The sequence below is a fragment of the Tolypothrix sp. FACHB-123 genome, assembly GCF_014697075.1.
Classification (GTDB): Bacteria; Cyanobacteriota; Cyanobacteriia; order Cyanobacteriales; family Nostocaceae; genus Aulosira.
This window is the reverse complement of the sequence record NZ_JACJRE010000010.1, coordinates 106,471-130,955: the sequence shown is the minus strand read 5'-3', so window position 1 is coordinate 130,955 and position 24,485 is coordinate 106,471. Positions and strand designations below refer to the sequence as shown.

Sequence of the window (24,485 nt, the reverse complement as noted above, 5' to 3'; positions counted from 1 at the left end):
GCTAGACATCTATTGTTTGGTAGTTGCATATTGCATGACTACCTAATATTGCTGTCATCTGGTTTAAATTGCGCTCAATTGTAATTTACAAATCGTTGAATCTTTTTTGGCAGAAAATGTTCAAAACAATTTCTTGTGTCTCTAACTTTCTGAAAATTTTTGTATTGTCTACCCCACTATTAGTCATGCAGACTTTACCGAGTTGGGGACAATCTCTACCTACTAATTCGGAAGTCGGTTTTGAAATTGAAGGACAATCACAACTTAATCAAATAGTTATACCTTTGTTTAGGTATGTGGGTGAATGTCCTAGTTCGGCTGTTTATGCCACAAAAGTAACAGCTTGGTTTACATCCTCAACTGAACCACCTTCTAAGGGTAGAAGGGTAATTATCAGAAATATTTCTCGCGGGATGTCTCCTGATAAATTTCCTTTCACTGACCGGGACTATAGCAAAGGTAGAGCCTCAGAATCAACTGATATCATTTTTGGAACTAAACATTCTAATAATATATTTGTTGTTAGAGAAAACACAAATGAGTTTGAATACGAGATTAGGCAAGATAATTCTGTAGTGGAAAGGGGACAATTTTCTGCTTTTGTCAGCAGCAGTTCTACAATCCAAGAAGTGCCCAGGAACAGAAGAGAAGTAGATAAGGGCTACTGTAGAGTAACTGCTTTGTTCTGTCCTAAGGATCAGTGGGTATCGAAGAAAGTGAGAGTGTGTCCTGGAGAAGAATAGATTTCTGGGAATTCTCGATACTTGGTGAGGGACAGATAATTGTCAAGAACAGTGCCGTACCTCATTTACCGGAAATAAGCGACAAATAAATATATTCTAGAGGGCAAGGTAATGCCCTTACCCCTAAAATTTGTCGCATTCTTTTTTCAAATGGGGATAGAATCATCTAATGTTTAAGAATCTCCTATTACATCAGCAAGGTGTAGTAGGAGATTTTTGGTTTATTTATGCGATCGCATTTATCGAAAACGTTAATTCATCCCCCGCCAATTGCCCGAAGGAATAAAACTCGCCCAAAAATAAGGATGCTGATATTGGGGATTATTTAATAACTCTAACTGCACCTCTCGCAACGCTTCATGTCTACCTTTACCCCCTCGCAATTTCTCATAATATTTCACCATTAAATCTTTCGTGCCATCATCAGCAACTTGCCATAAACTTAACAGTTGAGTTTGCGCCCCTGCTATTACCAAAGCCCGCCGCAATCCATAAACACCGCCGCCTATTTTCACATCACCCAGTCCAGTCTCACAAGCAGATAAAACTACTAATTCTGTACCGCGTAAATTTAACCCAGCTACTTCTAAAGCTGTGAAAACGCCATCATCTGTATCGGTTGTTTGTTTGTTTTGACGGTTATTAAAACCAGCTAAAGCTAAACCAGAACGTAATAAGGGATTTTCGACATTTAAAACTGGGGCTTGATCTAATTGCTGATTAAAATTATTAGTTGGGGGTTTAACTTCTTCATCTGGTAAAAAGAACCCGTGAGTAGCTAAATGTAAAATCCTCGGTGCGTTTAATTGTTTAATCGCGGCTTCTGTGGCTTGTTTTCCTAATATGAGGCTTGTTTGGGGGAGAATCTTTTTAATTTGTTGCCCTTCGGCTAAAGTTGCGAGGTAAAGCGGTTCGGCTTTGGCATAACTCCCCTGTACCCGGTAAAGTGTTGCTAAATTGTTCAGGCTAGTAGCCACATCGGGATGTTCTTTACCCAGTACCTTCTCCCGAATCGCCAGAGAGCGGAGGTAAAGCGGTTCGGCTTTGGCATAACTCCCCTGTACCCGGTAAAGTGTTGCTAAATTGTTCAGGCTAGTAGCTACATCGGGATGTTCTTTACCCAGTACCTTCTCCCGAATCGCCAGAGAGCGGAGGTAAAGCGGTTCGGCTTTGGCATAATTCCCCTGTGATTCGTAAAGTAGTGCTAAATTGTTCAGGCTTTGTGCCACATTGGGATGTTCTTTACCCAGTACCTTCTCCCAAATCGCCAAAGAGCGGAGGTAAAGGGATTTGGCTTTGGCATAATTCCCCTGTGATTTGTAAAGTACTGCTAAATTGTTCAGGCTAGTAGCCACATTGGGATGTTCTTTACCCAGTACCTTCTCCCAAATCGCCAGAGAGCGGAGGTAAAGGGATTCGGCTTTGGCATAATTTCCCTGTAAGGAGTAAAGTTCTGCTAAATTGTTCAGGCTTTGTGCCACATCGGGATGTTCTTTACCCAGTACCTTCTCCCGAATCGCCAGAGAGCGGAGGTACAGGGGTTCGGCTTTGGCATAATTCCCCTGTGAGGAGTAAAGTCCTGCTAAATTGTTTAGGCTAGTAGCCACATCGGGATGTTCTTTACCCAGTACCTTCTCCCGAATCGCCAGAGAGCGGAGGTACAGGGGTTCAGCTTTGGCATAACTCCCCTGTAATTCGTAAAGTAGTGCTAAATTGTTTAGGCTTTCTGCCACATTGGGGTGTTCTTTACCCAGTACCTTCTCTCGAATCGCCAGAGAGCGCAGGTGCAGGGGTTCGGCTTTGGCATAATTCCCCTGTGATTCGTAAAGTACTGCTAAATTGTTCAGGCTAGTAGCCACATCGGGATGTTCTTTACCCAGTAATTTCTCCCGAATTGCTAAGGCTCTTTCTGCCAAGGGAATAGCTTCACTATATTTGCCTTGCCGATACAACTGCACCACTTGTTGACTCAGTCGCTTGGCTTCGGCTAACTCTGCGGATTGTTGAGCTGATAGTGGTGGTTGGGTTTGTCCTGCAACTTCCCTAGGTATACTCACCAGTAGTCCTAATGTCATTGCTGTAGCGATTGACCAAGTTAGTAATTTCACAGGCTTATGCTTGGGGAAGGTGTAACTCGTAATTTGTGACTGGAAAAGCTTGCTTTTAGTTGCTTTAGTTAGTATGGCAGGGTTGATTGGGAGTTTTTTGCTGATTTTTTCAAGATTTAATAAAGTCTGTCGGAGCATAGGAATCGGCTGACGCTGTTGGTGCTGAGTTTTTTGGCGTTGCGATTATATATATCTCTGAGGCTTCAGGGGTTATGCAGTTGGGAATTTTTACCTTTGTACTTCATTTACTTAAAAAAATAGGCTGTATTTTGCTCAAGCTGTAGCAACTTCTGCTTTCCCTGTAAGAGGTTCAGCTTGAACGTTTGCGTATTTTGCTCAAGCTGTAGCAACTTCCGCTTTCTTTGTTAGAGGTTCAGCTTGAACGTTTGCGTATTTTGCTTAAGCTGTAGCAACTTCGGCTTTCTTTGTTAGAGGTTCAGCTTGAACGTTTGCGTATTTTGCTCAAGCTGTAGCAACTTCCGCTTTAACATGATCAACTACAGACATGCATTAAACGAATTTTTACTTAAATAGAATATCCTTTTTCCAGACAGTTATGCTTCCTATTGGCAATAAATCTGCTGCAAAGGACTTAAAAATAGTGTAAATTACCTAAATTTTATGTTTTTTAAGAAAAATCAACAATTTTACGTATGACAAATTTTTCCTTCATTGTCCACTATAGAGTTATCCGAAGTTTAGAGAATGGGTATTAATTATGGCAAGAAGAAAACGCAGTTCACGTACTTTAGAAAAAGCAGAGATTCGCCTAGCAAGCATTAAATCTATCAGTCCAACTTTAAATATCGGAGATGGTTTGACGGTTCAAGATTATACTGAAAGAATTGACAGCCTCCGGCATTCGCTAGAAGCATACAATATGACCCTTTCGACTATTGATGTTTTATTAACCCAAATTATCGAAACAGAAAAAGATTTGGCAGACTATTCCGAACAAATTTTGCGTGGTATTGCTTTTAAGTTTGGGAATAATAGCCACGAATATCAGATGGCGGGGGGTACAAGGAAAAACGATCGCAAGCGAATTATGCGTCAAAATGTGGTTGTGCCTACTAGCTAAAGCTAGGGCAAAAGGGCACACCGAAACTGCAATCTAGTGGATAGTGCCCACTCTACAAGATGTGAAAGCCAGTTTCTCAATTAACTTTGATGATTTAGCAAGTATCCCTCAGCCAGGGAATGATACTCTGCAATTTGCTGTTGCTGCCAAGTTAGATCTTTACCTAGTTCTTCAGCCAAAATTGCGGCTACACGAGGCGCGGCTTTGATACTGGCGATCGCATCGAGAAAAAGCGATCGCGTCCGGCGTGCTAGGATATCTTCTACTGTGCGGGCTAGTTCGTAACGCGCCGCCCAGCGTACTTGAGCTTCTAAATAAGGTAATCGCGGATGCAAGACTATATCTGCACCTGGTAATTCTTGAATTTTGGCTGCATCACTACCGTAAACATCAAGGGGTGATGTTATAGGCTGTTGAGTCCAGCCGTGTAAATGCAAATTAGCAGTAACCGAGGGATGGGGCGAGAGATTAGCAAGTTGCACAGCTTGGTCTACCACATCCTCACCCATTTTGCGGTATGTTGTCCACTTGCCGCCAGTAATGGTTAACAATCCAGAATCAGCAATATTAATTACATGTTCGCGAGAAAGGGCGGCGGTTGACTGGGTTGTTTCTGCTTTCACCAATGGCCGCTGTCCCACAAATACGCTTAATACATCCTCACGGATAGGTGCAGGTGTGAGATATTGCCCAGCTGTGTGCAAAATAAACTCAATTTCCGCTGCTAATGGACGGGGTTCATATTCCGCATTTTCTACAGGTGTGTCAGTAGTGCCAATCACAACTTTATCATGCCAAGGTAGAGCAAACAGTACCCGCCCATCCTCAGTTTTAGGAATCATCATGGCACTGTCACCGGGTAAAAAGCGCCGCTCTACAACAATATGCGCCCCTTGGCTGGGAGAAAGCACAGATGCAGCCTTGGGGTTATCCATGCGCCGCACGTCATCCACAAATACGCCTGTAGCATTTACCACTACTTTGGCTGGAATTTCCCAAGTTTCCCCTGTTTCCCCATCGCGCGCCATCACCCCTGTTATCTGTTCTCTAAGTTTGCGCAAACCAATAACGGGAAAATAATTCAATGCCACACCGTTATAATCAAGTAGCGTTTGCCACAAGGTAATAGCAAGGCGAGCGTCATCAAACTGCCCGTCATGATAGACAACTCCGCCTCTTAACCCCGCAGTTTTGAGAGTTGGTAGGCGCGAGATTGTCCCTTGTTCGCTGAGAAACTGACTGTGTCCGAAGCTGAGACGACCAGATAGTAAATCATAAATTTGTAACCCAGCACCGTAGAACAGCTGAGACCACCAAGTATATCCAGGTACAACAAACTGCAAATCATGTACTAAGTGAGGAGCATTGCGGCGCAACAATCCCCGTTCGTGCAATGCTTCCCTGACTAAATGAATGTTTCCCTGTGCTAGATACCGCACTCCCCCATGTATCAGTTTTGTTGAGCGGCTAGAGGTGCCTTTGGCAAAGTCATATTTTTCTAAAAGTAGAGTTCGGTAGCCCCGCGTGACTGCTTCTACAGCCGTTCCCAAACCCGTCGCCCCACCGCCAATGACAATCAAATCCCACTCTTGACATTGGTGTATTTGCCTAATTAAATTTTCACGGGTTATTGGTGTATTCACAATTATTCCCCTGAATTAATTTAGAGGGGTTCCCCCCGCCCCCTGCTCCCTGCTCCCTGCCCCCCTGCTGCCTATGTGTATCATTTTTAAAGTGAAACCGTATGAGCGATCGCTTGTCGCCATGAGTGCAATAATGTTAAGCGCTGGTCGGTGCTCATTGTTGGCTCAAATTGTTTTTCAACTTGCCATTGCTGGACAATTTCGGCTTCGCTTTGCCAATAACCAACGGCTAAACCTGCTAAATAAGCAGCTCCTAAGGCTGTGGTTTCGGTAATTTTGGGACGCACAACCGGGACACCAAGAATATCGGCTTGAAACTGCATTAATAGATCGTTGCGCGATGCGCCGCCATCTACCCGCAGTTGGGAAAGTGTTAATTGAGAATCTTGACCCATAGCATCAATCACATCAGCGGTTTGATAAGCTATGCTTTCTAAGGCTGCACGGGCAATATGGGCACTGGTGGAACCGCGAGTTAAACCAACAATTGTACCGCGAGCGTAACTATCCCAATAAGGTGTGCCCAAGCCGACAAAGGCAGGGACAAAATACACGCCACCGTTATCGGGTACGCTGGTAGCTAGAGCTTCCACATCTGCACTGTGTTTAATAATGCCGAGTCCGTCACGCAGCCATTGCACAACAGCCCCAGCAATGAAGATGCTACCTTCTAAAGCATAAGTGGTGCGTCCTTTAATTGACCAGGCGATCGTTGTCAGTAGCTTATGCTGAGATAGCATCGGGCGATCGCCAATATTCAGTAGCATAAAGCAACCTGTACCGTAAGTATTTTTTGCCATGCCACATTCCAAGGATACTTGCCCAAAGGTTGCAGCTTGCTGGTCTCCAGCAATGCCAGCAATAGCAATGCGGCTACCTAAAAGACCTTCGGATGTATAGCCATATACTTCTGATGAACTTTGCACTTGGGGCAACAGAGAACGGGGAATATCGAGAATGGATAATAATTCATCGTCCCATTGTTGAGTGTGAATATTGAACAGCAAAGTGCGGCTAGCATTAGTCACATCTGTAATATGCAGTTCCCCTTGGGTTAGCTTCCAAACTAACCAACTATCAACAGTGCCAAAAGCCAATTCTCCACGTTCGGCTTTTTGGCGCGCATCGGGTACATTGTCCAGCAACCACTTGATTTTTGTGCCGCTAAAGTAAGCATCGATGACTAATCCTGTTTTCTGCTGGAATATTGTCTCATAACCAGCAGCCTTGAGGCGATCGCATTCTGTGGCAGTGCGTCTATCTTGCCAAACAATCGCATTATAAATGGGTTTGCCTGTGGTTCGCTCCCAAACTACCGTAGTTTCTCGTTGATTAGTAATACCAATAGCCGCGATATCACTCGCTTTAATACCAATCCGCGCCAAAGCTTCATTGGCCACGCCAATTTGCGAAGACCAAATTTCCTCAGGATTATGCTCTACCCAGCCTGGTTGGGGAAAGATTTGCGGAAATTCTTTCTGGGCAATAGTCAGGATATCGCCATTGCGGTTAAATATAATCGAGCGCGAACTGGTAGTACCTTGGTCAAATGCCAGAATATATTTAGTCATGGAATTTATCTCAAATTTCTAGGTTACATGGGGTAAAAATCTTGATTGAATAATTGAAATAATCTTGGCGACACATCAATGATTTACCAGGGCACAACATTGTTGTGCCCCTACCCATCTTTTACAATCTTTGGGCAAATTGGTATAAATCGAAAATTAAAATTTACCCACGAAAACCCTTACATGGTGAGCAATGCCCAATGCCCAATGCCCAATGCCCCATGCCCAATGCCCCATGCCCATCACTTAGAATATGGTATGCGTTTGTGATGGAACTGTTGCCAAACCTGGACAAAAATATGGGCAATTTGAGACATTTCTTGTCTTGTTAATCCTGAATCTATTAACTGATTATCTTGCCAACGTGCTTTGAGGATTTTATTTACCATTGCTAAGGCTGCTTCTGGGGTAGTATCTTTTTGCGAACGTAACGCCGCTTCACAAGCATCAGCTAGCATGGCTATTCCTGTTTCTTTGGATTGGGGAATCGGCCCGTCATAGCGAAAATCTGCTTGGGATACTTCTATTGCTGGATTTTGTTGCTGTTGCTGCTTGGCTTGCTGGTAGAAATACTCGATTAATATAGTTCCTTGGTGTTCGGGAATAAAAGCTTGAATGGCGCTAGGTAAATTGTAATGACGAGCTATTACCAGACCTTCACTGACATGCTTTTTGATAATTTCTGCACTTTTCCAAGGATCATTAATGGCATCATGTTTATTTGGCTCTCCCATTTGATTTTCAATAAATCCCAAGGGGTCATGCATTTTGCCAATGTCATGATAAAGAATCCCCGCTCTCACCAATTCCACATGACAATTTAATGCTCTAGCTGCGGCTTCTGCGAGAGTGGCAACAAATAGCGTATGCTGGAAAGTCCCCGGAGTTTCATGGGCGAGGCGTTTTAATAAAGGTCGGTTGGGATTGGATAATTCCGCCAGCCGAATTGGGGTGACTAAGTCAAAGTAAGCTTCTAGGTAGGGGCTTAAACCTAGTGCTAAGATGCTCCAAAGCAAGCCAGCTAAACCATTGAGGGCTGCTGTACCTAAGACACTATACCAAAGGGGTGCGATCGCAGTGTTGACTAATAAATAAACAAGTCCCTGGGTTAAACCAATTAAAATACCCAGGGTAGCTAATTCTTCTCGCGTTCGCAGTCCTTCTCTACCGGGAAATCGCCATTGTCCCGCCATTAAGCCGCCGAGAATACCGCCAGCCGCACCAGGGATTAAATCGTACCATCTCAATTCTGTGCCAATTGTCAGCAAGATTGTCAGCAACCCCATGACAGTACCGCCAATTGCTGTACCGTAGAAGCTACCAATTAATAAACCAATGGCAGGTAAACCTGTAAATGATTTGCTCAAGAATAACAGCAGCGGCGCGCTGAGGGTCAAAAGCAAAATTAAGATATAATCTTTACGTCGCAACTTAGCGTAAAACCGTCTTTCTACTAGGCGAAAAATAACCACCGTCAAGGCGACAATAACGGTAAAACGTGTCAGACGTAGCCAATCAATACCGCGTTGACTTAACTTAAAGTGATCTAAAAGTACAAAATCAGCTTGAGTAATTGTTTCCCCAGCCTTAATAATTACTTCGCCTTTTTGAATGCTGACTATTGTCGGTTCTACTGCTTGCGCTGCTTGTTCTGCAATCAGCTTAGTTTGCTCGATGTCTTTAATTAAATTGGTGGTGATGACAGCTGATAGCAATCGCCTGGCTAAAGGTTGTGCTGTTTGGGGAATAGAAGCACTCACCTGTAAACTAATTGCAGAGTTCAAGTTATCCGAGGATAAACCGGGATAAATACCCTGTGCTAGCATTCGCTCTAAAGTTTGACGCAATTGGACTTGAGTGGTTTGCCAATCTGCATCAGATAGGTTTAAAAAAGTTGCATCGTAAATAGTTTGGGGTTGAGTCTGCGGATTTGCTTTGAGGATAGCTAGAGTCAGATTATAACGCTGACGAGCTTGAGCGATCGCTTTTAATAGTTGAGATAAAGCTTGGGAAGAGGTAGCATTTCGATAATTCCGCAGGTTAATGATAGCTCGCTGTTGCTCAAAACTTAAGCCAGACAAAGTAGCATTTTGCTCCAAGATTCGCAATAATGTCTGCCATTGCTGTTCTGGTGCTTCTCGCAAATAAGTTTGCGTTGAGGTGGACAATATAGAAGTCTTGACAAAGGGAAAATTACCCAACTGTTCGCGGATTTCTGCGCCTTTGAGCAATAATTCCTGAAGATTTTGGTGAATTTGCTCATTTACCTGTGGATTGACAACCCAAACCGCAGTAGCACCGCTGCGTGCTTCCCGGCGTTTTTCCTCTGTTGTTGTCACATCTTCAACATTAGCTGAACTAGGCGCAATCAGCGTTTGCGGAGCAATCTTTCCGACATCTAGTAGTGGTTGGTTATAAAAACGATAGCCTATTCCACTAGAGAGAGATAGTACAACCAATACAAACATCCCAGTAGAATAGAGACGGTTTTTCACATGCCATTGCCTACTCTTGGGTGCAGTTTGCCTGTAAGACCGATGAAATAAACTCAAGCATTACCCCCAAAAACTACACCAAAAACAGTGCTTGTCCAGTCTACTTGGGCAATATCGATATCACTGACCAATATATTTTATCTACAATTTTGAGAACTGTTGATGGTTAACTGTTGACTGATAATAATTTCTTTGGTTTGCGATCGCGTGGGCGACAATATAAACCTACAGAGTGAGGAAATAAACGCTGTAAATCATTAGCCTGTAAGGTAAGGGTAACACATAACAATAATGATGAATGTTACAAATCGCCACCAGAAGATTTACGTATTTCACCTAACTCCAGAAATCTCACTGATTTGGACTACCTTAGGTTCGTTACTGTTAATACTTGCAGCCGCAGTTGCGAGTTGGTATTACTCTCTTATTCACGACGAAACACTGATTTTCACTGTAGAAAATTCTCAAGCTGGAATTTGGGGAGGAATTATCCCCTTTGTGATTTTCTTCATGATTACTTTTGCAACTATTATTGTCCATGAATTAGTGCATGGAGTTGCATTTGCTGCTTTTGGTGGTTCGCCCCGTTATGGATTAAAAGTTAAATATTTATTACCTCTAGCTTATGCAACTGCACCAGGCAATTTATTCCACCGCAATACTTTTATTTTCATTGCGCTAGCGCCATTAGTAGTTATTGATATTATCTGTTTGTTACTACTAGCAATTTTTCCCCAAGCACCTTGGTTAATTTGGGTAATTGCATTGAATACAGGCGGCGCAATTGGTGATATTTGGATGGCGGTGCAATTATTACGTTGTCCCCAGTCAGTTGCAGTGGAAGATAGGGAAGAAGGTATGGCAATTTATGCACCTCCTGATGTTTCTCGCCGCCAGCTTCCATTTACTAGTAATGATAAAAATAGACCGCGTTCGCTAGCAAAGTCGCTGTTAAATATCGCCTTGATGGCTGTGGCGTTGCTGTTTATTTCTAGTTTGTTGCTGATACCATTGTTAAAAAGTTTAGAAGTGCCTTCATTTATTATTGGTAATAATGACTTCTGGATTTTCCGCTGGGAAAATACTGCCAAAGGATTTGGTCTGGGGTTTAACTGGATATCGGTTTTGTGGCTAATTGTGAGTTTAGCGCTACTAGGATTTTTAATTAGTATGCTTCGCCAAAGACGCATTGAATAGCTATTGAAAACAAAGCCGCGAAAATGTTGGGTATTGGTCTTAAGCTCTTGCATGTACGATAAATTTAAAAAACCCTGAATGAAAATTCAGGGTTTTGCTGTATCTAAATATTTATTAAATAGCCGGCTTAAAAAGCTTTGCCAGCGATCATTTATATAATTTATTATCACTCAATCCCTCTGTTTCAGATAGGGGGAAACTACCCATATTCTACCCAGTTACTACCCAATTTTACTGAGGTATTGCTTTAATCATTTCTTAATATTTAGCGATCGCCTAGGAGCAGATTTATTAATAAAGGCAGAGGTTAGCACTTCCACAAGCTCAATCACCAAGCAGGAGCCAGTATTCTGGGTATCATCCCCAATTCCAGTGCGTTACTGGTTTCCAGCGTTGTGCAAACTGGCGTTGTGTTGTCGCGCAGCGCAACGCATCAAAGCCGAGAATACGGTGCGTTACACTTCGTGATAACCCACCCTACACATACTTACACATACTGAGATTTTTTCAATAATCAAATCGGATTCCTATACACCCTTGATATCTCGCTTAGTCTACTATCCATTGCGAGAACAAGTGAGTAAGAAATGCCATCCAAAGAAAGCTAAATAGTAATATCCATCCCAATACCAACAGCATCAAACGCAACCATTGATGATTTTTGTTAACAACCCATTTTTGCCAAGTAATCAGCGTGATATTGCTAGAAAGCGCAAAAGCTAAAATATTCGCTCCCCATAACCAATGGGTTTCTGTTACCCCTTTCATCCAAGGAAGTAAGGAACCTGCATTAGCGCTATTAGGTTGAAATGTTGGATCTCTTAATGGTGAAACTAGATAGACAAAAATTCCATTAGCTACAGTTAAAAGTAGCAATAATAGTAAGCTAACAATATAAAAGCGTTGAATTCTTTGAAAAACCACTGTTTAAATCTCTGCTCAATTCGGCTATCTTGACTGGGCTTTACATTACTATGTTCCGCAGATTTTATAACAATTTAAATACTGTTGATGCAATCTCAATTATTCTTGAGGGCACAACAATTGTCATTGGTGTCAATCACTCTTTCTCAGTAGAATCGTGGAAATTATGAAAGGCTGGTAGTGAGGACTTCAGTCCTTATTTGAAGACTGAAGTCCTTTTGCTAATGGTTACACGGAGTTAGGGAAGATATTGAAAACTCTACATTGATGAAAATTTCAATGTAGACACTACTAAAGTTTCCATCCCCTTGACGGGGAAGATATTGAAAACTTCTATTGGTATTGTGGTTATGCGATTTGCTTTCTCATAACGCGATTTGCTTTCTCATAACGCGATTTGTTTTCTCATAACGCGATTTGTTTTCTCATTTCAGTATATTCAGCAAGCAAAAGCTGATATTGCTTTCTCAAACTGCGGTTTGCTTTCTCATTTCGGTATATTTAGCAAGCAAAAGCTGATATTGCTTTCTCAAACCGGGGTTTGCTTTCTCATTTCGGTATATTTAGCAAACAAAAGCTGATATTGCTTTCTCAAACTGCGGTTTGCTTTCTCATTTCCGTAATTCCATCATCACACACTAAGTAGGTACGCAACAATATCTATATGATTGCGATCGCGCGCTAAACTACAAAAACCCTCAATCCCCTGCTGCTTTCAAGATATAACATGCCTTGTTGAGATTGTATCAATAATTATGTATTTTTTCGTAATTCTAAGTGTTATTAGTGAAGATTTAATTGTTAAAACTGATAAGTCTGGTTAACAAAGATGGGGAATTTTTCGATGCTAACCCCAAAAATGGGATTGACTGCGCTGACTACTTTCTTGGCTAGTTTTTTGATTGATGGCGGATTGGTAAGCTTTGGCTTGGCTGAAGATTCAGTTTTTACAGCGCAAGTAGTTGCAAATACCCAAGTGTTAGCTCAAACCCCTAACCCGACGAAAACGAAAGCGGATCAGTTTTTTACGGTGGGGAGTAAACAACTAGAAACTAGTCAATTTGCTGCTGCGTTGGAGTCTTTGCAAACTGCATTAGAAATTTATCGTCAAGTTAGCGATCGCTCTATTATACGCATTCCCGAAGCTGAAACTCTCAATAAGCTAGGAGAAGTTTACCGGAATCTGGGGGAAACGCAAACAGCGCTGAAACAGCACGAACAAGCTTTAGCAATTTTCCGAGAATTGAGTAATCTTCCGGGGGAAGGCGTATCTTTGCATCATATCGCCGCAGTTTACGAAACTCAAGGCAAGTATGAAACTGCCCTCAAATATTACCAGGAAGCTTTATTAATTCGGCGTACTGTTAAGGATAAAGTCGGGGAAGCAAATACGCTGATTGGGTTGGGAAATACTTATTTAAGTTATATTCAGTTGCAGCTATACTACCAGAAAATTAAGAAACCAGAAGAAATTAAGCCATATAACGATGTTCTCAAGTATTACGAGCAAGCTTTAGCTATTATGCGTGCTGCTAGTAACGATGCGGGGGTTGGCTGGAGTCTCAACGGTATGGGGATGAGTTACGCTGCTTTGGGTAAGAAGGAAGATGCTTTAGATTTTTACAAGCAAGCTTTAGCAAAGATGCGTGAAGTAGGTAGTCGCTCTGGGGAAGCAACTGTTATCTTTAATTTAGGGAAAGATTACAACTGGAAAGTAGATCCACAAAGAGATTCTCGACCGATTGCGTTGGATTTCTACGAACAAGCTTTAACTATAGCGCGAGAAATTAAGCATCGTCCTTTAGAAGGGAAAATCCTGACTGCGATGGGGTTTACTTATAAAAATGAAGGACGCAAACAGCCGGATGCTGCTATAGATTATTTTAAACAAGCTTTACCTGTAGTGCGACAAATAGGCGATCGCTTTTTGGAAGAAAAGATACTGAATAGTACTGGCTATATTTACTACTTCGACAAGGGAGAACCGCAAACCGCACAGGAATATCAAGAACAAGCATTAGCGATTAGGCGAGATATGGGTATCCATATTTTCTGGCCTACGCATATTGTCAAACAAGGGATTCTGGTTACTTATCATACACCCAACAAAAGACCAACTTTAATTACTTTTTTGGAAGGAGAAGCCTTAACTCATTACAGAAATGGTGACGCTCACGCCTTCCAAGGAAGATATCAAGCCGCTTTAGCATCTTATCAGCAAGCCTTAGCCATTGTCCGCCAGCAAAAGAATCGTCCTTGGGAATGGGTAATTCTCAATCAGATGGGGAGAATGTACGAAATCCAGGGATTGTTGCGAGTTGCTTTCCAGCATTACCAGGAAAGTCTAGCAATGAGGCGCGAGGTGGGGGAACAAGCAGCAAAAGCGCCAATACCTTATACTATCCGCGTCGCATACGGTACAAAAGTCAATGTTGATTCCACAGAGGGAATTAAACTCACAGATGCAATTAGTAATGGTTTAATTAAGGTAGGTTCAGGAGAACCAATTACTCAGGCGATTACTACAGTTGAAACTTTTAAGACTCCTGAAGAAATCTCTGCAATGGAGAAACGGGGACAAAGAATCCAGGTAGTCGCGGGAACTGCGTCTTGGGAAAGTTTTGCGGAAAATGAAGTAGAAGATACCCTGACTAATATGGGGGATATCTACCAAGCACTCGGACAATATCAAAATGCGTTGGATTCCTACAAGGAAGCTTTAGCAATTCTCCGCGCAGAGATGGAAACCAAAAAAACTGAGCGCAGAGAAGCTTTGGAAGGTGCTGATAATCATCAGGAACAGCGCATTAAACGCAGCATGGGAGCAGCTTACGCCGCATTGGGACAACATCAAGCTGCTTTACAGATTTACCAGGAATTGCTGGCGATCGCAAGTCAGTCAAATAGTCCTAATCATCTTGCTATCCAAGTACCGCATTTGCTCATACAGATTGGGAAAGCTTACGAAAATTTAGGACAATACCCTGCTGCTTTAGAAGCTTACCAAAAAGCATTGGCGATCGCGCGCGATTCTCAATATCAAAGTTCCCTTTCTTCAGCAGAATTTCTCTGGCGTCAGTATGGTAAATCCGCATATTTTCGCCGCTATAAAATTGCGGAATTTCAGCCAAACCGCGAAGCAATTCTCAAAAGTATCGCCACAATTTACGATAAACTAGGACAACCCCAAGCCGCAGAATCATATCGTCAGCAAGCAGTTGTATTTAAGCAGGAAATTACTAACAATACTGTAGAAGAAATCGCTGGTAAACAAGCCATCCTGATTACAGAAGTGGGGAGAGATGAAACCAAAAAACCACTGGTGCAAATCGACAGGCTAGAAGGTGACGCTGTTGTGCTATTTGCGGCGGGAAATAGTTACACTTCTCAAGGACAATACCTCCAAGAAAGATATCAATTGGCTTTGCAAGCTTACCAGCAAGCTTTAGCAATTGTCCGCCAGCAAAAAAATCGTCCTTGGGAAGCGGTAATTCTCACGCAAATGGGATTAGTTTACGAAAAATTAGGACAAACTCCAGCCGCTTTAGCCGCATCGCAACAAGCCTTAGCGATGCAACAAGAAATTGTTAAAAGCGCCAATAATCAAGCAACTCTCCTCAGTAAACCTCCCCTGAGTGGTGCGGTAAATTATCAAGATGTAAAAATTCAGTTTGCATCTGGTAAAGTTACGACTTTTAAGCCAGAAGGTGGAGTTATATTTTTTTCGCAGACGCAAGATAAACTTAAAGGCGATCGCTTATTTCAAGAAGGTGACAGACAATCTAGAAATCAGGAATACTCTAGAGCGATTAAAACCCTAGAAGCAGCTTTAGCAAAGTATCAGCAGCTAGGAGATAAAGCCGGAATCGCTCACTCGTTCTATGAATTGGCAGAAGTTTATAATCGTCAAAAAAATGAGCAGCAAGCATTAACATACTATCAGCAAGCTTTATCTATTTACAAAGAGATAGGCGATACATCCAACGAAAAAGCTAGTCTCAACGCTATTGGGAAGATTTACTATCAGCGAGGAGGAGAACTTTCTCGCAAAGGACAATATCGCCAAGCTATAGAGAAATATCAGCAAGTTGTAGATATTACTACAAAACTCGGTCAGCAGGAAACAAAATTGCGGACATTCAACCAAATGGCAATAGCTTACAGCAGTTTGGGAGAATATAAATTAGCTTTAGATTACTATCATCAAGCTTTACCGATTCGCAACGAAATTTTAGGACATTGGGTGGGAGTTGAGTTTAATATTGGCAGAATTTACGAAGTGTTAGGACAGTATGATCTCGCGGTAAAATACTATAATGATGCTTTAAAAATTGCGAGAAAACCTACTTTAATTGCTAACAACGGCGAGAGTATTGGTGATTTTAAAGGAGAAGTCAACGCCCTCAATGCGATCGGGAATATTCATTACAAACAAGAGAAGTATGATTTAGCTTTAGATTATTATCGACAAGCTTTAAAAGTTGTCAAAAAAGTTGATGAGAAAAAAGCGCAAAAATTACTCGAATCCACAACATTTAACAGTATCGGCTTGGTTTACTTCAAGCAGAAAAAATATCAATTAGCCTTAGACTTTTTACAGCCAGCCTTAACCACATATCAACAATTCGGCTTTCGGCGTGCAGAAGGGGTAATTCTCCATAATCTTGGTAAGGTTTACTTTGCGCAAGAAAAGTATGATGCATCTGGAAAGTTATTACAGCAAAGTTTAGTCATTGCGCAAGAAATCGGTAATAAAGAAGGTGAGGGAAGCGTTCTCAATAGTATCGGTTACTTACTCGAAAAACAAAACAAACCAGAATTAGCAATCATCTTCTTTAAACAATCAGTTAATGCCAGGGAAGCCATTCGCCAAAATATCAGAGAACTCCCCAAAGAATACCAACAATCTTACACCGAAACCATCGCTAAAGATTATCGCCATTTAGCGGATATCCTCCTTCAACAAAACCGCGTTTTAGAAGCGCAACGGGTACTAGATTTACTCAAAGTCCAAGAACTAGAAGACTATCTGCGCAACGTGCGCGGAAGCTCGAATACTGCTCAAGGTGTCGCGGAACTTCCGCAAGAACAGCAGATTCGTCAAGGAATGACAGCACAAATCGATCAAGCGATCGCATTTGGTAAAGAACTCGCGCAACTCGAAAGCATTAACGTTACCAACCGCACCCCAGCGCAAAAACAGCGTATCCTGGAATTGCGGAAAAATCAGCAGGAAGTTACCAAACAGTTTAACAGCTTCCTCGAAAGTCCCAAAGTCCGGGAATGGGTGGTTCAACTCCAACAAACTACCCAAGGACAAAGCTTTAATTTAGAATCTTCCGCCAGCGCTTTGCAAGATAACCTGAAAAAACTCCAGCAAGATGCTGTCATTCTCTATCCCTTCGTTTTAAGCGATCGCTTAGAATTGGTATTAGTCACCCCCTACGCACCCCCAATTCGCCGCACCGTTGCAGTTAAACAAACAGAGCTTAACCGGGTAATTGCTGAGTTTCGTTCAATATTGCCCAACCGTACCGCTAACGCCAAAATTCCCGCCCAAAAGCTGTATAATTGGCTCGTTAAGCCCCTAGAAAACGACCTAGCCCAAGCCAAAGCCAAAACCATCATCTACGCTCCCGACGGACAACTGCGTTATATTCCCTTAGCTGCTCTGTATGATGGTCAACAATGGTTAGTCCAGCGCTACGGTATAAATAATATCACAGCCGTCAGCTTAACCGACCTCAACACCAAACCCCAGCCACAGTTAAATGTTTTAGCCGCAGCCTTCACCGAAGGTAGCTATACTATTGAAGTCGGCTCGCAAAAGTTTAAATTCTCCGGCTTACCCTTTGCAGGTGTGGAAGTCGAAACCCTCGCACAAACCGTTCCCCGCACCAAAAAACTGTTAGATCGGCAATTTAATCAAGATATAGTCTTAGAAATGAACGATTATTCTGTCGTTCATCTAGCTACTCACGCCGCATTCACTAGCGGACAACCAGAAGAATCATTTATTTTATTTGGTAATGGCGATCGCGCCACCTTAAGAGATATCAAAAATTGGCGCTTACCCAACGTCGATTTAGTAGTACTTTCAGCCTGCGAAACCGGTCTAGGCGATCGCTTAGGTGACGGTAGAGAAATTCTCGGTTTTGGCTATCAGATACAACAAACCGGTGCTAGAGCTGCGATCGCTACCTTATGGTCAGTAGATGACGGTGGTACTCAAGCCTTGATGAATGCCTTTTATACTATCATGGCACAAGGCAAAACCACCAAAGCCGAAGCCCTACGCCAAGCGCAAATCGCCTTAATTACAGGCAAATATGCAACCATTAACAACAAACAACCACAAATCAGCCAAAATCTCAATCACCCTTTTTACTGGGCACCGTTCATTTTAATTGGTAATGGCTTATAAATTAGCTGTATATTTTTGAATACTTAATTTTGAATTTTGAATTTTGAATTGTTAACCCGTGTCCAAAGCAGCAGATATTGGCAGTAAACGACTAATTAGCCTCGCTCCCGATGCGTGGGTACAATGGGTAACACAGCAATCTGATGTTGTAGCTAAAGAAATTTTAGCTTCTGAGTTTCAGTGGATTAGCCGAGAATCAGATGTGTTAGTCAAAGCATACAGCAACACCCACGGAGATTTTTTGATTCTCAATGAATTACAGTTGCGTTATACCAGAGATATGCCTTTACGCATGAGAGCATACGCAGCCTTAGCCCAAGAGCGGTATAATCTACCCACCTATCCAGTACTAATCAACATCTTACCGCCCCCATCTACCGTCACTATAGTTAATAGTTACGAATCAGAATTTATGGGATTACGCGCTATTCAAGATTACAACGTCATTAACTTGTGGGAAGTAGAAGCAGATATTGTATTTCGCCAGCCCCTACCATCCTTATTACCCTTTGTACCCATTTTACAAGGCGGTGCAGAAGCAACAGTTGTGCAAAGAGCATTACAGCAACTGCGAGCCTCAGAGCAATTTAATCAATTAGAACCATTACTAGCATTTTTTGCTAGTTTTGTACTAGAGATTCCTTTAGTTCAACAAATCATGAGGTGGGATATGTCTATTTTACGCGAATCTCCTTGGTATCAAGAAATTCTCACCGAAGGAGAGCAAAAAGGTTTACAACAAGGTGCGCAGCGACAGTTGATCCAAGTATTAAGACTGCGGTTTGGCGAAATTCCCCAGTCAGTACAAGCCAATCTGGAGAATCAAAGCGTTGAACAATTAGAAAATTTAATGGCTGTAGCGATCGCTGTCAATTCATTAGACGAATTTATCCAAAGCCTAGCGTAACTTAGGGATAACAGTTAACCGTCAACAAATCATATAGTTATGATGACTACAAATAAGACACTAATAACAGCAGTTGTGTGTTTTAGCTCTTGCTTCCTTGCATCGCCAACTCAGGCCATTGCAGATACAAGCATTTTTCCCCAAGAACAAGCTAGAGAAATACCTGTAACTGGATATTTTTTGAATGAGGCACAGCGTAGATGTAATACAGGAAACGAAAGCTTCTGCCATAGAATCAATCATCTAACAGACCAAGAAAAACAGCGGATTCGCGAACAAGAAAACGCTAGGCATATTCCCTATTTTAGCCTTTGTCAGCTTAATCAATCACAATTACTACCATTGCAATCCCAGCCGCAAATACCGCAAATACCGGAAATACCATGCTTGCCAAGATAACCAAATTCAACTCATCCCACCCCTAGCTAGAAAATAGGGACTAGGGGCTAGGGAAGAGATATTTTCATGCCCTCGTTGTGTGAAAAATCACATAACCGTCTAGCTAGAAAATAGACGCGGGGAATGAGATTTTCATGTTTGGTTGTGCCAAAAGCTGGCGTGGGAGACTAACTAACAGAAAATGGAATTTCACGAGCATAGGGGATAGAGCATAGGAAAACCACCAATGCCCCATGCCCCATGCCCCATGCCCATATCTATACCGTTTCCACCGGCTCATTAGTTGTTTTTTCAGTAACAGTTTTTAGGCGGGTGTTAGTACCTTTACGAATGCGATCGCTTTTCCGCACACCACCAGCCATGACATACTCTTGGCTATCTTTTCCGTATTTCACCGCAACTCCCATCAGCATCGTTTCACACAAATCGCTCAAGGTTTTTTCTAGCTCTACAATCTCTGTTTTGGCAGCATTAATCACAGCTAGAGCAGTGTTATGAGCACTCAGTTTATTACGTAACTCCTCAATTTTTTGTTGCATATTTTGCAAGCTGTTAGCATTGCCAAAATCGATATTTGGATCGATAGCTTTCAGCCCAGAAGCTCTGAGTTGAGCTTTTTTTAGAATGGGAGATGACTGTTTTGGACGCATAATAGATGTACTCCTAATAAATGTTCTAGTGTTAGCTTGTCTTAAACAAGCTGTATTCTGGCTCAGGGAAATTCACAAATATTTGGCTTTTTTTTAACAAAAATTTGCAGTATAATTCTGTAATTATGCGTAAGCTAGAGCAAGCCACCGTTTTGCTTATGTGACTTCATAACAACACTATTTCTCATTGATTGGAGTCACTTCTCGGCACAGACAAGCGACTTGTTGGTCACAAATGCATTCAGGTTATCGATGAATGAAATAATAGTGATAAGAAACGTTATAACCTTCGTCACAAATGCATTAACAGTTTTTATGGATGAAATAACAGTGATAAGAAACGTTATAAGGTTCGTCACATCTCTGATAACGTTTCTTATGAATGAAGTAACGCTAATAAGAAACCTAATAACGTTTGTCGGATCTCCTATTAGGTTCTCTATGGATGAGGTAAGGTTGGTGACGAAAGTTTGTTGCCAAAGAGCGTAGATATCCCATTTTCTGCAATCGTCAAGAGCGATGCCGTAAACTACGCACTTAAATATTCATCACCCATCGTCCGTAGGGGCATGGCACTGCCATGCCCTATAGTGTATGCATCCAAAGGAGAATCGCTATACATCCGCACTATGGAGGGTTTAGCATTGCTAAACCCCTATGATAGGTGTGTTTTCTTCATAACCTAATTCCTCACTGCATAACCACTCAAGCCTGAGAGATATATATAATCGCAACGCCAAAAAACTCACCACCAACAGCGTCAGCAGATTCCTATGCTCCGACAGACTTTATTAAATCTTGAAAAAATTACCAAAAAACTACTTATCAACCCTGGCATACTAACTAAATAAAGCCAAAATCTATTTTTACGACGTAAAAACCACAAATTGCAGAGTGTTTAGGGACTTCCAGAAAATAAATTATCCAATTTCCCAGAGAAGATATTGTTATTTTCCCCCTGCCCCGTGCCCCCTGCCTACACAGTGATAGTATATTTTTTTTAGTTGCAAGTCCCTTACCCACCACCAGGAAGCCGAAAAACTTGTCTCCTCAATTATCCCAGCCACAACCACCCAAGCGTTACCCGGTGAAATTGCTAACTTGGTCAATCGCTACAGCAATAGCATCAGGACTACTGATAAGTAGACCAAAGGAAGTTGCAGGACTTGCCCAACCACCACTATCAGCACAACAGTCCGCAGAGTTAGCCGAAGTTGAGCGACTCAATGAACAAGTGACGCAGTTGTATGAGCAGGGCAAATATAGTGAAGCGATCGCCTTGGCAGAAAAAGTTTTAGCAATTGGGGAAAAAGTACTTGGTAAAGAACATCCCAATGTAGCTACTCTCCTCAACAATTTAGCATTACTTTATTCCTCACAGGGGAGTTATGCTAAAGCCGAAGGTCTTTACCTCCGCTCTTTGGCGATTCGAGAGCAAGTACTGGGTAAAGAACATCCCGATGTAGCACAAAGCCTTAACAATTTAGCATCACTTTACTCTTCACAGAGAAATTATGCCAAAGCTGAACCACTTTTTTTGCGCTCTTTGGCAATTCGAGAGCAAGTACTGGGTAAAGAACATCCCGATGTAGCTACTAGCCTGAACAATTTAGCAGAACTTTACTCCTCACAGGGGAGTTATGCCAAAGCTGAACCGCTTTACCTCCGCTCTTTGGCAATTCTAGAGAAAGTACTGGGTAAAGAACATCCCAATGTGGCAAAAAGCCTCAACAATTTAGGATTACTTTACCGATTACAGGGGAGTTATACCAAAGCTGAACCACTTTACCTCCGCTCTTTGGCAATTCTAGAGAAAGTATTGGGTAAAGAACATCCCAATGTGGCAAAAACCCTCAATAATTTAGGATTACTTTATCGATTACAGGGGAATTATGCCAAAGCTGAACCGCTTTACCTCCGCTCTCTAGCTATTTACGAAAAAGTACTGGGACAAGAACATCCCGATGTGGCACAAAGCCTCAACAATTTAGCATTACTTTACTCCTTACAGGGAAATTATGCCAAAGGCGAAGGGCTTTTCCTGCGCTCTCTAGCTATTTACGAGAAAGTACTGGGTAAAGAACATCCCGATGTAGCACAAAGCCTCAACAATTTAGCAGCACTTTACTTTTCACAGGGGAGTTATGCCAAAGCTGAACCACTTTTTTTGCGCTCTTTGGCAATTCGGGAAAAAGTTCTAGGTCAAGAACACCCACTTGTAGCAACTAACCTCAACAATTTAGCTCTACTTTATTGGGCACAGGGTGATATTACCCGCACCACTGATTTTTTCAACCGTGGGCTTGCAGTTCAAGAACAAAATTTGCAACTCATCTATGCTGTGGGTTCAGAACAAAGAAAACAAAACTACGCTCAAACCTTTAGTGTCACCACTGACATTGCTGTTTCTCTGGCGCTACAACAATCTACCAGCAACCCCACATTAGCCAAACTCGCCCTAACTACAGTACTTCGTCGCAAAGGACGAGTGCTAGATGCCATGACTGACACTGTGCAGACATTACGCACTCAATTAGCAGCCCAGCCAGAAACCAAAAAGCTGTTTGATGATTGGTTAAAAGTGCAGGAAGAATTAGCCGCCCTCGTATATCGCGGACAGGGGCAAGAAAAATTTGCAGTTTATCAAGCTCAAATTCAACAATTAGAAACTCGAAAGGAACAATTAGAAGAACAAGTAAGTGCTAAAAGCGCCGAGTTCCGCAAAGCAATTCAAAGAGTGGAATTGGCCGCCATCCAAGCCCAAATTCCTCAGGATGCTGCACTGGTAGAAATTGTCCAATATCAGCCATTTAATCCCAAAGCTAAAAAAGAAAGCGAAAAATGGGGTAAACCGCTTTATGCAGCAGTAGTGTTGCGTGCTTCTGGGGAACCGAAATGGGTTGATTTGGGTGATGCGGCAACTATCGATCAATCTGTTGCTAGTTTCCGCCAGGTTTTGGTGTCTGCTCCGGCTGTCAGCAAATCTAATTCTAAGAACCCCTCACCAAACCTCTCCCCCACAGTCCCAGAAGTTGTGAATTCTCCCCCTTCTCTTCAAAGGAAGGGGGTTAGGGGGTTAGGTTCCGAGCATTTTAATGTTGTACAAAATACTTCTCAAACATCTGTTGAAGAACGGGGTGGAATTTTACCCACACCAATTGAGAGAAAAACCACTGTATCCCGACTTCAAACAGCCGCCCGCGCCTTAGATGAGCAAATCATGGCTCCCATCCGTCCCCTATTAGGCAATGCGCGTCACCTGTTGCTTTCACCAGATGGGCAGTTAAACTTGATACCCTTTGAAGCCCTCAAAGATGAGCAAAATCAATATCTCGTTCAACGTTATGCTTTCTCTTACCTGACCACTGGGCGAGACTTACTTAACTTGCAAAGTGCAGCTAAAGCATCCTCAAATTCTGTAATCTTTGCAGATATTGACTACGATCAACAAGATACTACAGTTGCAGCAAAATCTCGTGGTTTTGAAAATAAACGTTCTAGTGACTTTGCTAATTTAACATATGATTCATTGACAGCAACTTTAGCCGAAGGGCAAGAAATCAAAAAGATTTTTCCTCAGACAGATATTTTATTAGGAAAACAAGCCACAGAAGCAGCTATTAAACAATTAAATGCACCGAGAATTTTACATTTAGCTACTCACGGGTTCTTTTTACCAGATAAAGAAGATCAACCCCCAAACAATGAATTTCATCAGCAATTAGAAAAAGCACCAGTTTTAAATTTAGAAAATCCCTTATTACGTTCTGGTTTAGCTTTGGCTGGTTTCAATAACCGTCAAAATAAACAAAAAACCGATATAGAAGATGGAGTTCTCACAGCTTTAGAAGTAGCTGGGTTAAATTTACGCGGCACAGAATTAGTAGTTTTATCTGCTTGTGACACTGGACTGGGTGATGTGAAAATTGGTGACGGTGTTTATGGATTGCGGCGGGCTTTGGTAATAGCAGGGGCGCAAACTCAACTGTTAAGTTTATGGCAAGTGGCTGATGATGGCACGAAAGATTTAATGGTGAAATATTATGAGAAATTGCGAGCTGGTAAGGGTAGACATGAAGCGCTGCGAGAGGTGCAGTTAGAGTTCCTAAATAGTCGTCAATATCAGCATCCTTATTTTTGGGCGAGTTTTATTCCTTCGGGGAATTGGCGGGCGATGAATTAAAATTGGGCATGGGGGAGGCAGTGCGTTGGACGGGTTCCCCGGCTTGAAGCAACTGCCGTCATGGGGCATTGGGCATTGGGCATGGCACCAGTAACATTATTGTATGTAGCAAAAGATTGTCGGTGCCCTTGCCCCTACAGCGTGGTGTTCAATTGATTTA

The 24,485-nt window shown here is 42.2% G+C and carries 14 protein-coding genes; 8 read left to right on the top strand and 6 right to left on the bottom strand.

Annotated elements, in window-relative coordinates:
- Positions 1–164 precede the first annotated feature (164 nt).
- Positions 165–743: a hypothetical protein gene (locus tag H6G41_RS09735; RefSeq protein WP_190745891.1), complete on the top strand. Its 579-nt coding sequence runs from the start codon at positions 165–167 to the stop codon at positions 741–743.
- Between the two features lie 251 nt (positions 744–994).
- Here the strand turns inward: H6G41_RS09735 and H6G41_RS09730 are convergent, their stop codons facing one another.
- The gene (locus H6G41_RS09730; RefSeq protein ID WP_190745889.1) at positions 995–2,989 is read right to left on the bottom strand and encodes a tetratricopeptide repeat protein; all 1,995 of its coding nucleotides are present in this window, start codon (positions 2,987–2,989) and stop codon (positions 995–997) included.
- A 580-nt stretch (positions 2,990–3,569) separates the two neighbouring features.
- Here H6G41_RS09730 and H6G41_RS09725 point away from each other — a divergent pair.
- Positions 3,570–3,932: a hypothetical protein gene (locus H6G41_RS09725; protein WP_190745887.1), complete on the top strand. Its 363-nt coding sequence runs from the start codon at positions 3,570–3,572 to the stop codon at positions 3,930–3,932.
- Positions 3,933–4,012: 80 nt separating this feature from the next.
- On the opposite strand, the gene H6G41_RS09720 is transcribed toward H6G41_RS09725, so the two are convergent.
- Both H6G41_RS09720 and glpK read right to left on the bottom strand, forming a co-directional pair.
- Positions 4,013–5,575: a glycerol-3-phosphate dehydrogenase/oxidase gene (locus H6G41_RS09720; protein WP_199316109.1), complete on the bottom strand. Its 1,563-nt coding sequence runs from the start codon at positions 5,573–5,575 to the stop codon at positions 4,013–4,015.
- A gap of 86 nt (positions 5,576–5,661) precedes the next feature.
- Positions 5,662–7,146, bottom strand: coding sequence for a glycerol kinase GlpK (gene glpK, locus H6G41_RS09715; protein ID WP_190745885.1), 1,485 nt, complete (start codon positions 7,144–7,146; stop codon positions 5,662–5,664).
- Between the two features lie 78 nt (positions 7,147–7,224).
- On the opposite strand from glpK, the gene H6G41_RS09710 reads away from it, so the two are divergent.
- A complete protein-coding gene (locus H6G41_RS09710) occupies positions 7,225–7,416 on the top strand; it encodes a hypothetical protein (RefSeq protein WP_190745883.1) in 192 nt (63 codons plus the stop codon).
- Here H6G41_RS09710 and H6G41_RS09705 read toward each other — a convergent pair.
- The gene (locus H6G41_RS09705; protein ID WP_308796165.1) at positions 7,389–9,641 is read right to left on the bottom strand and encodes an HDIG domain-containing metalloprotein; all 2,253 of its coding nucleotides are present in this window, start codon (positions 9,639–9,641) and stop codon (positions 7,389–7,391) included. The genes H6G41_RS09710 and H6G41_RS09705 overlap by 28 nt on opposite strands.
- Positions 9,642–9,932: 291 nt before the next feature.
- Between H6G41_RS09705 and H6G41_RS09700 the strand changes: the two genes are divergently transcribed.
- On the top strand, positions 9,933–10,838 hold the full coding sequence (locus H6G41_RS09700) for a DUF3267 domain-containing protein (RefSeq protein WP_242037861.1): 906 nt from the start codon (positions 9,933–9,935) through the stop codon (positions 10,836–10,838).
- Positions 10,839–11,387: 549 nt separating this feature from the next.
- Here H6G41_RS09700 and H6G41_RS09695 read toward each other — a convergent pair.
- Positions 11,388–11,762, bottom strand: coding sequence for a hypothetical protein (locus tag H6G41_RS09695; RefSeq protein ID WP_190745881.1), 375 nt, complete (start codon positions 11,760–11,762; stop codon positions 11,388–11,390).
- Positions 11,763–12,606: 844 nt separating this feature from the next.
- On the opposite strand from H6G41_RS09695, the gene H6G41_RS09690 reads away from it, so the two are divergent.
- The 3 genes from H6G41_RS09690 to H6G41_RS09680 are packed head-to-tail and all read left to right on the top strand — an operon-like array spanning position 12,607 to position 19,492.
- Positions 12,607–18,186, top strand: a complete 5,580-nt coding sequence (locus H6G41_RS09690) for a tetratricopeptide repeat protein (protein ID WP_190745879.1) — start codon at positions 12,607–12,609, stop codon at positions 18,184–18,186.
- Between the two features lie 58 nt (positions 18,187–18,244).
- Positions 18,245–19,093: a DUF4351 domain-containing protein gene (locus H6G41_RS09685; RefSeq protein ID WP_190745877.1), complete on the top strand. Its 849-nt coding sequence runs from the start codon at positions 18,245–18,247 to the stop codon at positions 19,091–19,093.
- Between the two features lie 39 nt (positions 19,094–19,132).
- On the top strand, positions 19,133–19,492 hold the full coding sequence (locus tag H6G41_RS09680) for a hypothetical protein (protein WP_190745875.1): 360 nt from the start codon (positions 19,133–19,135) through the stop codon (positions 19,490–19,492).
- A 257-nt stretch (positions 19,493–19,749) separates the two neighbouring features.
- On the opposite strand, the gene H6G41_RS09675 is transcribed toward H6G41_RS09680, so the two are convergent.
- Positions 19,750–20,142 (bottom strand): hypothetical protein, encoded by a 393-nt coding sequence (locus H6G41_RS09675; RefSeq protein ID WP_199316108.1) that lies wholly within the window; start codon positions 20,140–20,142, stop codon positions 19,750–19,752.
- A 1,042-nt stretch (positions 20,143–21,184) separates the two neighbouring features.
- Between H6G41_RS09675 and H6G41_RS35030 the strand changes: the two genes are divergently transcribed.
- Positions 21,185–24,325, top strand: a complete 3,141-nt coding sequence (locus H6G41_RS35030) for a CHAT domain-containing tetratricopeptide repeat protein (protein WP_242037860.1) — start codon at positions 21,185–21,187, stop codon at positions 24,323–24,325.
- The last annotated feature ends 160 nt before the right edge of the window (positions 24,326–24,485 follow it).

What these genes read in the sequence shown, in the direction of transcription:
- H6G41_RS09730 (WP_190745889.1), bottom strand. Translation starts at nt 2,989, where the DNA reads ATGCTCCGACAGACTTTATTAAATCTTGAAAAAATCAGCAAAAAACTC.
- H6G41_RS09725 (WP_190745887.1), top strand. Translation starts at nt 3,570, where the DNA reads ATGGCAAGAAGAAAACGCAGTTCACGTACTTTAGAAAAAGCAGAGATT.
- glpK (WP_190745885.1), bottom strand. Translation starts at nt 7,146, where the DNA reads ATGACTAAATATATTCTGGCATTTGACCAAGGTACTACCAGTTCGCGC.
- H6G41_RS09710 (WP_190745883.1), top strand. Translation starts at nt 7,225, where the DNA reads ATGATTTACCAGGGCACAACATTGTTGTGCCCCTACCCATCTTTTACA.
- H6G41_RS09700 (WP_242037861.1), top strand. Translation starts at nt 9,933, where the DNA reads ATGATGAATGTTACAAATCGCCACCAGAAGATTTACGTATTTCACCTA.
- H6G41_RS09690 (WP_190745879.1), top strand. Translation starts at nt 12,607, where the DNA reads ATGCTAACCCCAAAAATGGGATTGACTGCGCTGACTACTTTCTTGGCT.
- H6G41_RS09680 (WP_190745875.1), top strand. Translation starts at nt 19,133, where the DNA reads ATGATGACTACAAATAAGACACTAATAACAGCAGTTGTGTGTTTTAGC.
- H6G41_RS09675 (WP_199316108.1), bottom strand. Translation starts at nt 20,142, where the DNA reads ATGCGTCCAAAACAGTCATCTCCCATTCTAAAAAAAGCTCAACTCAGA.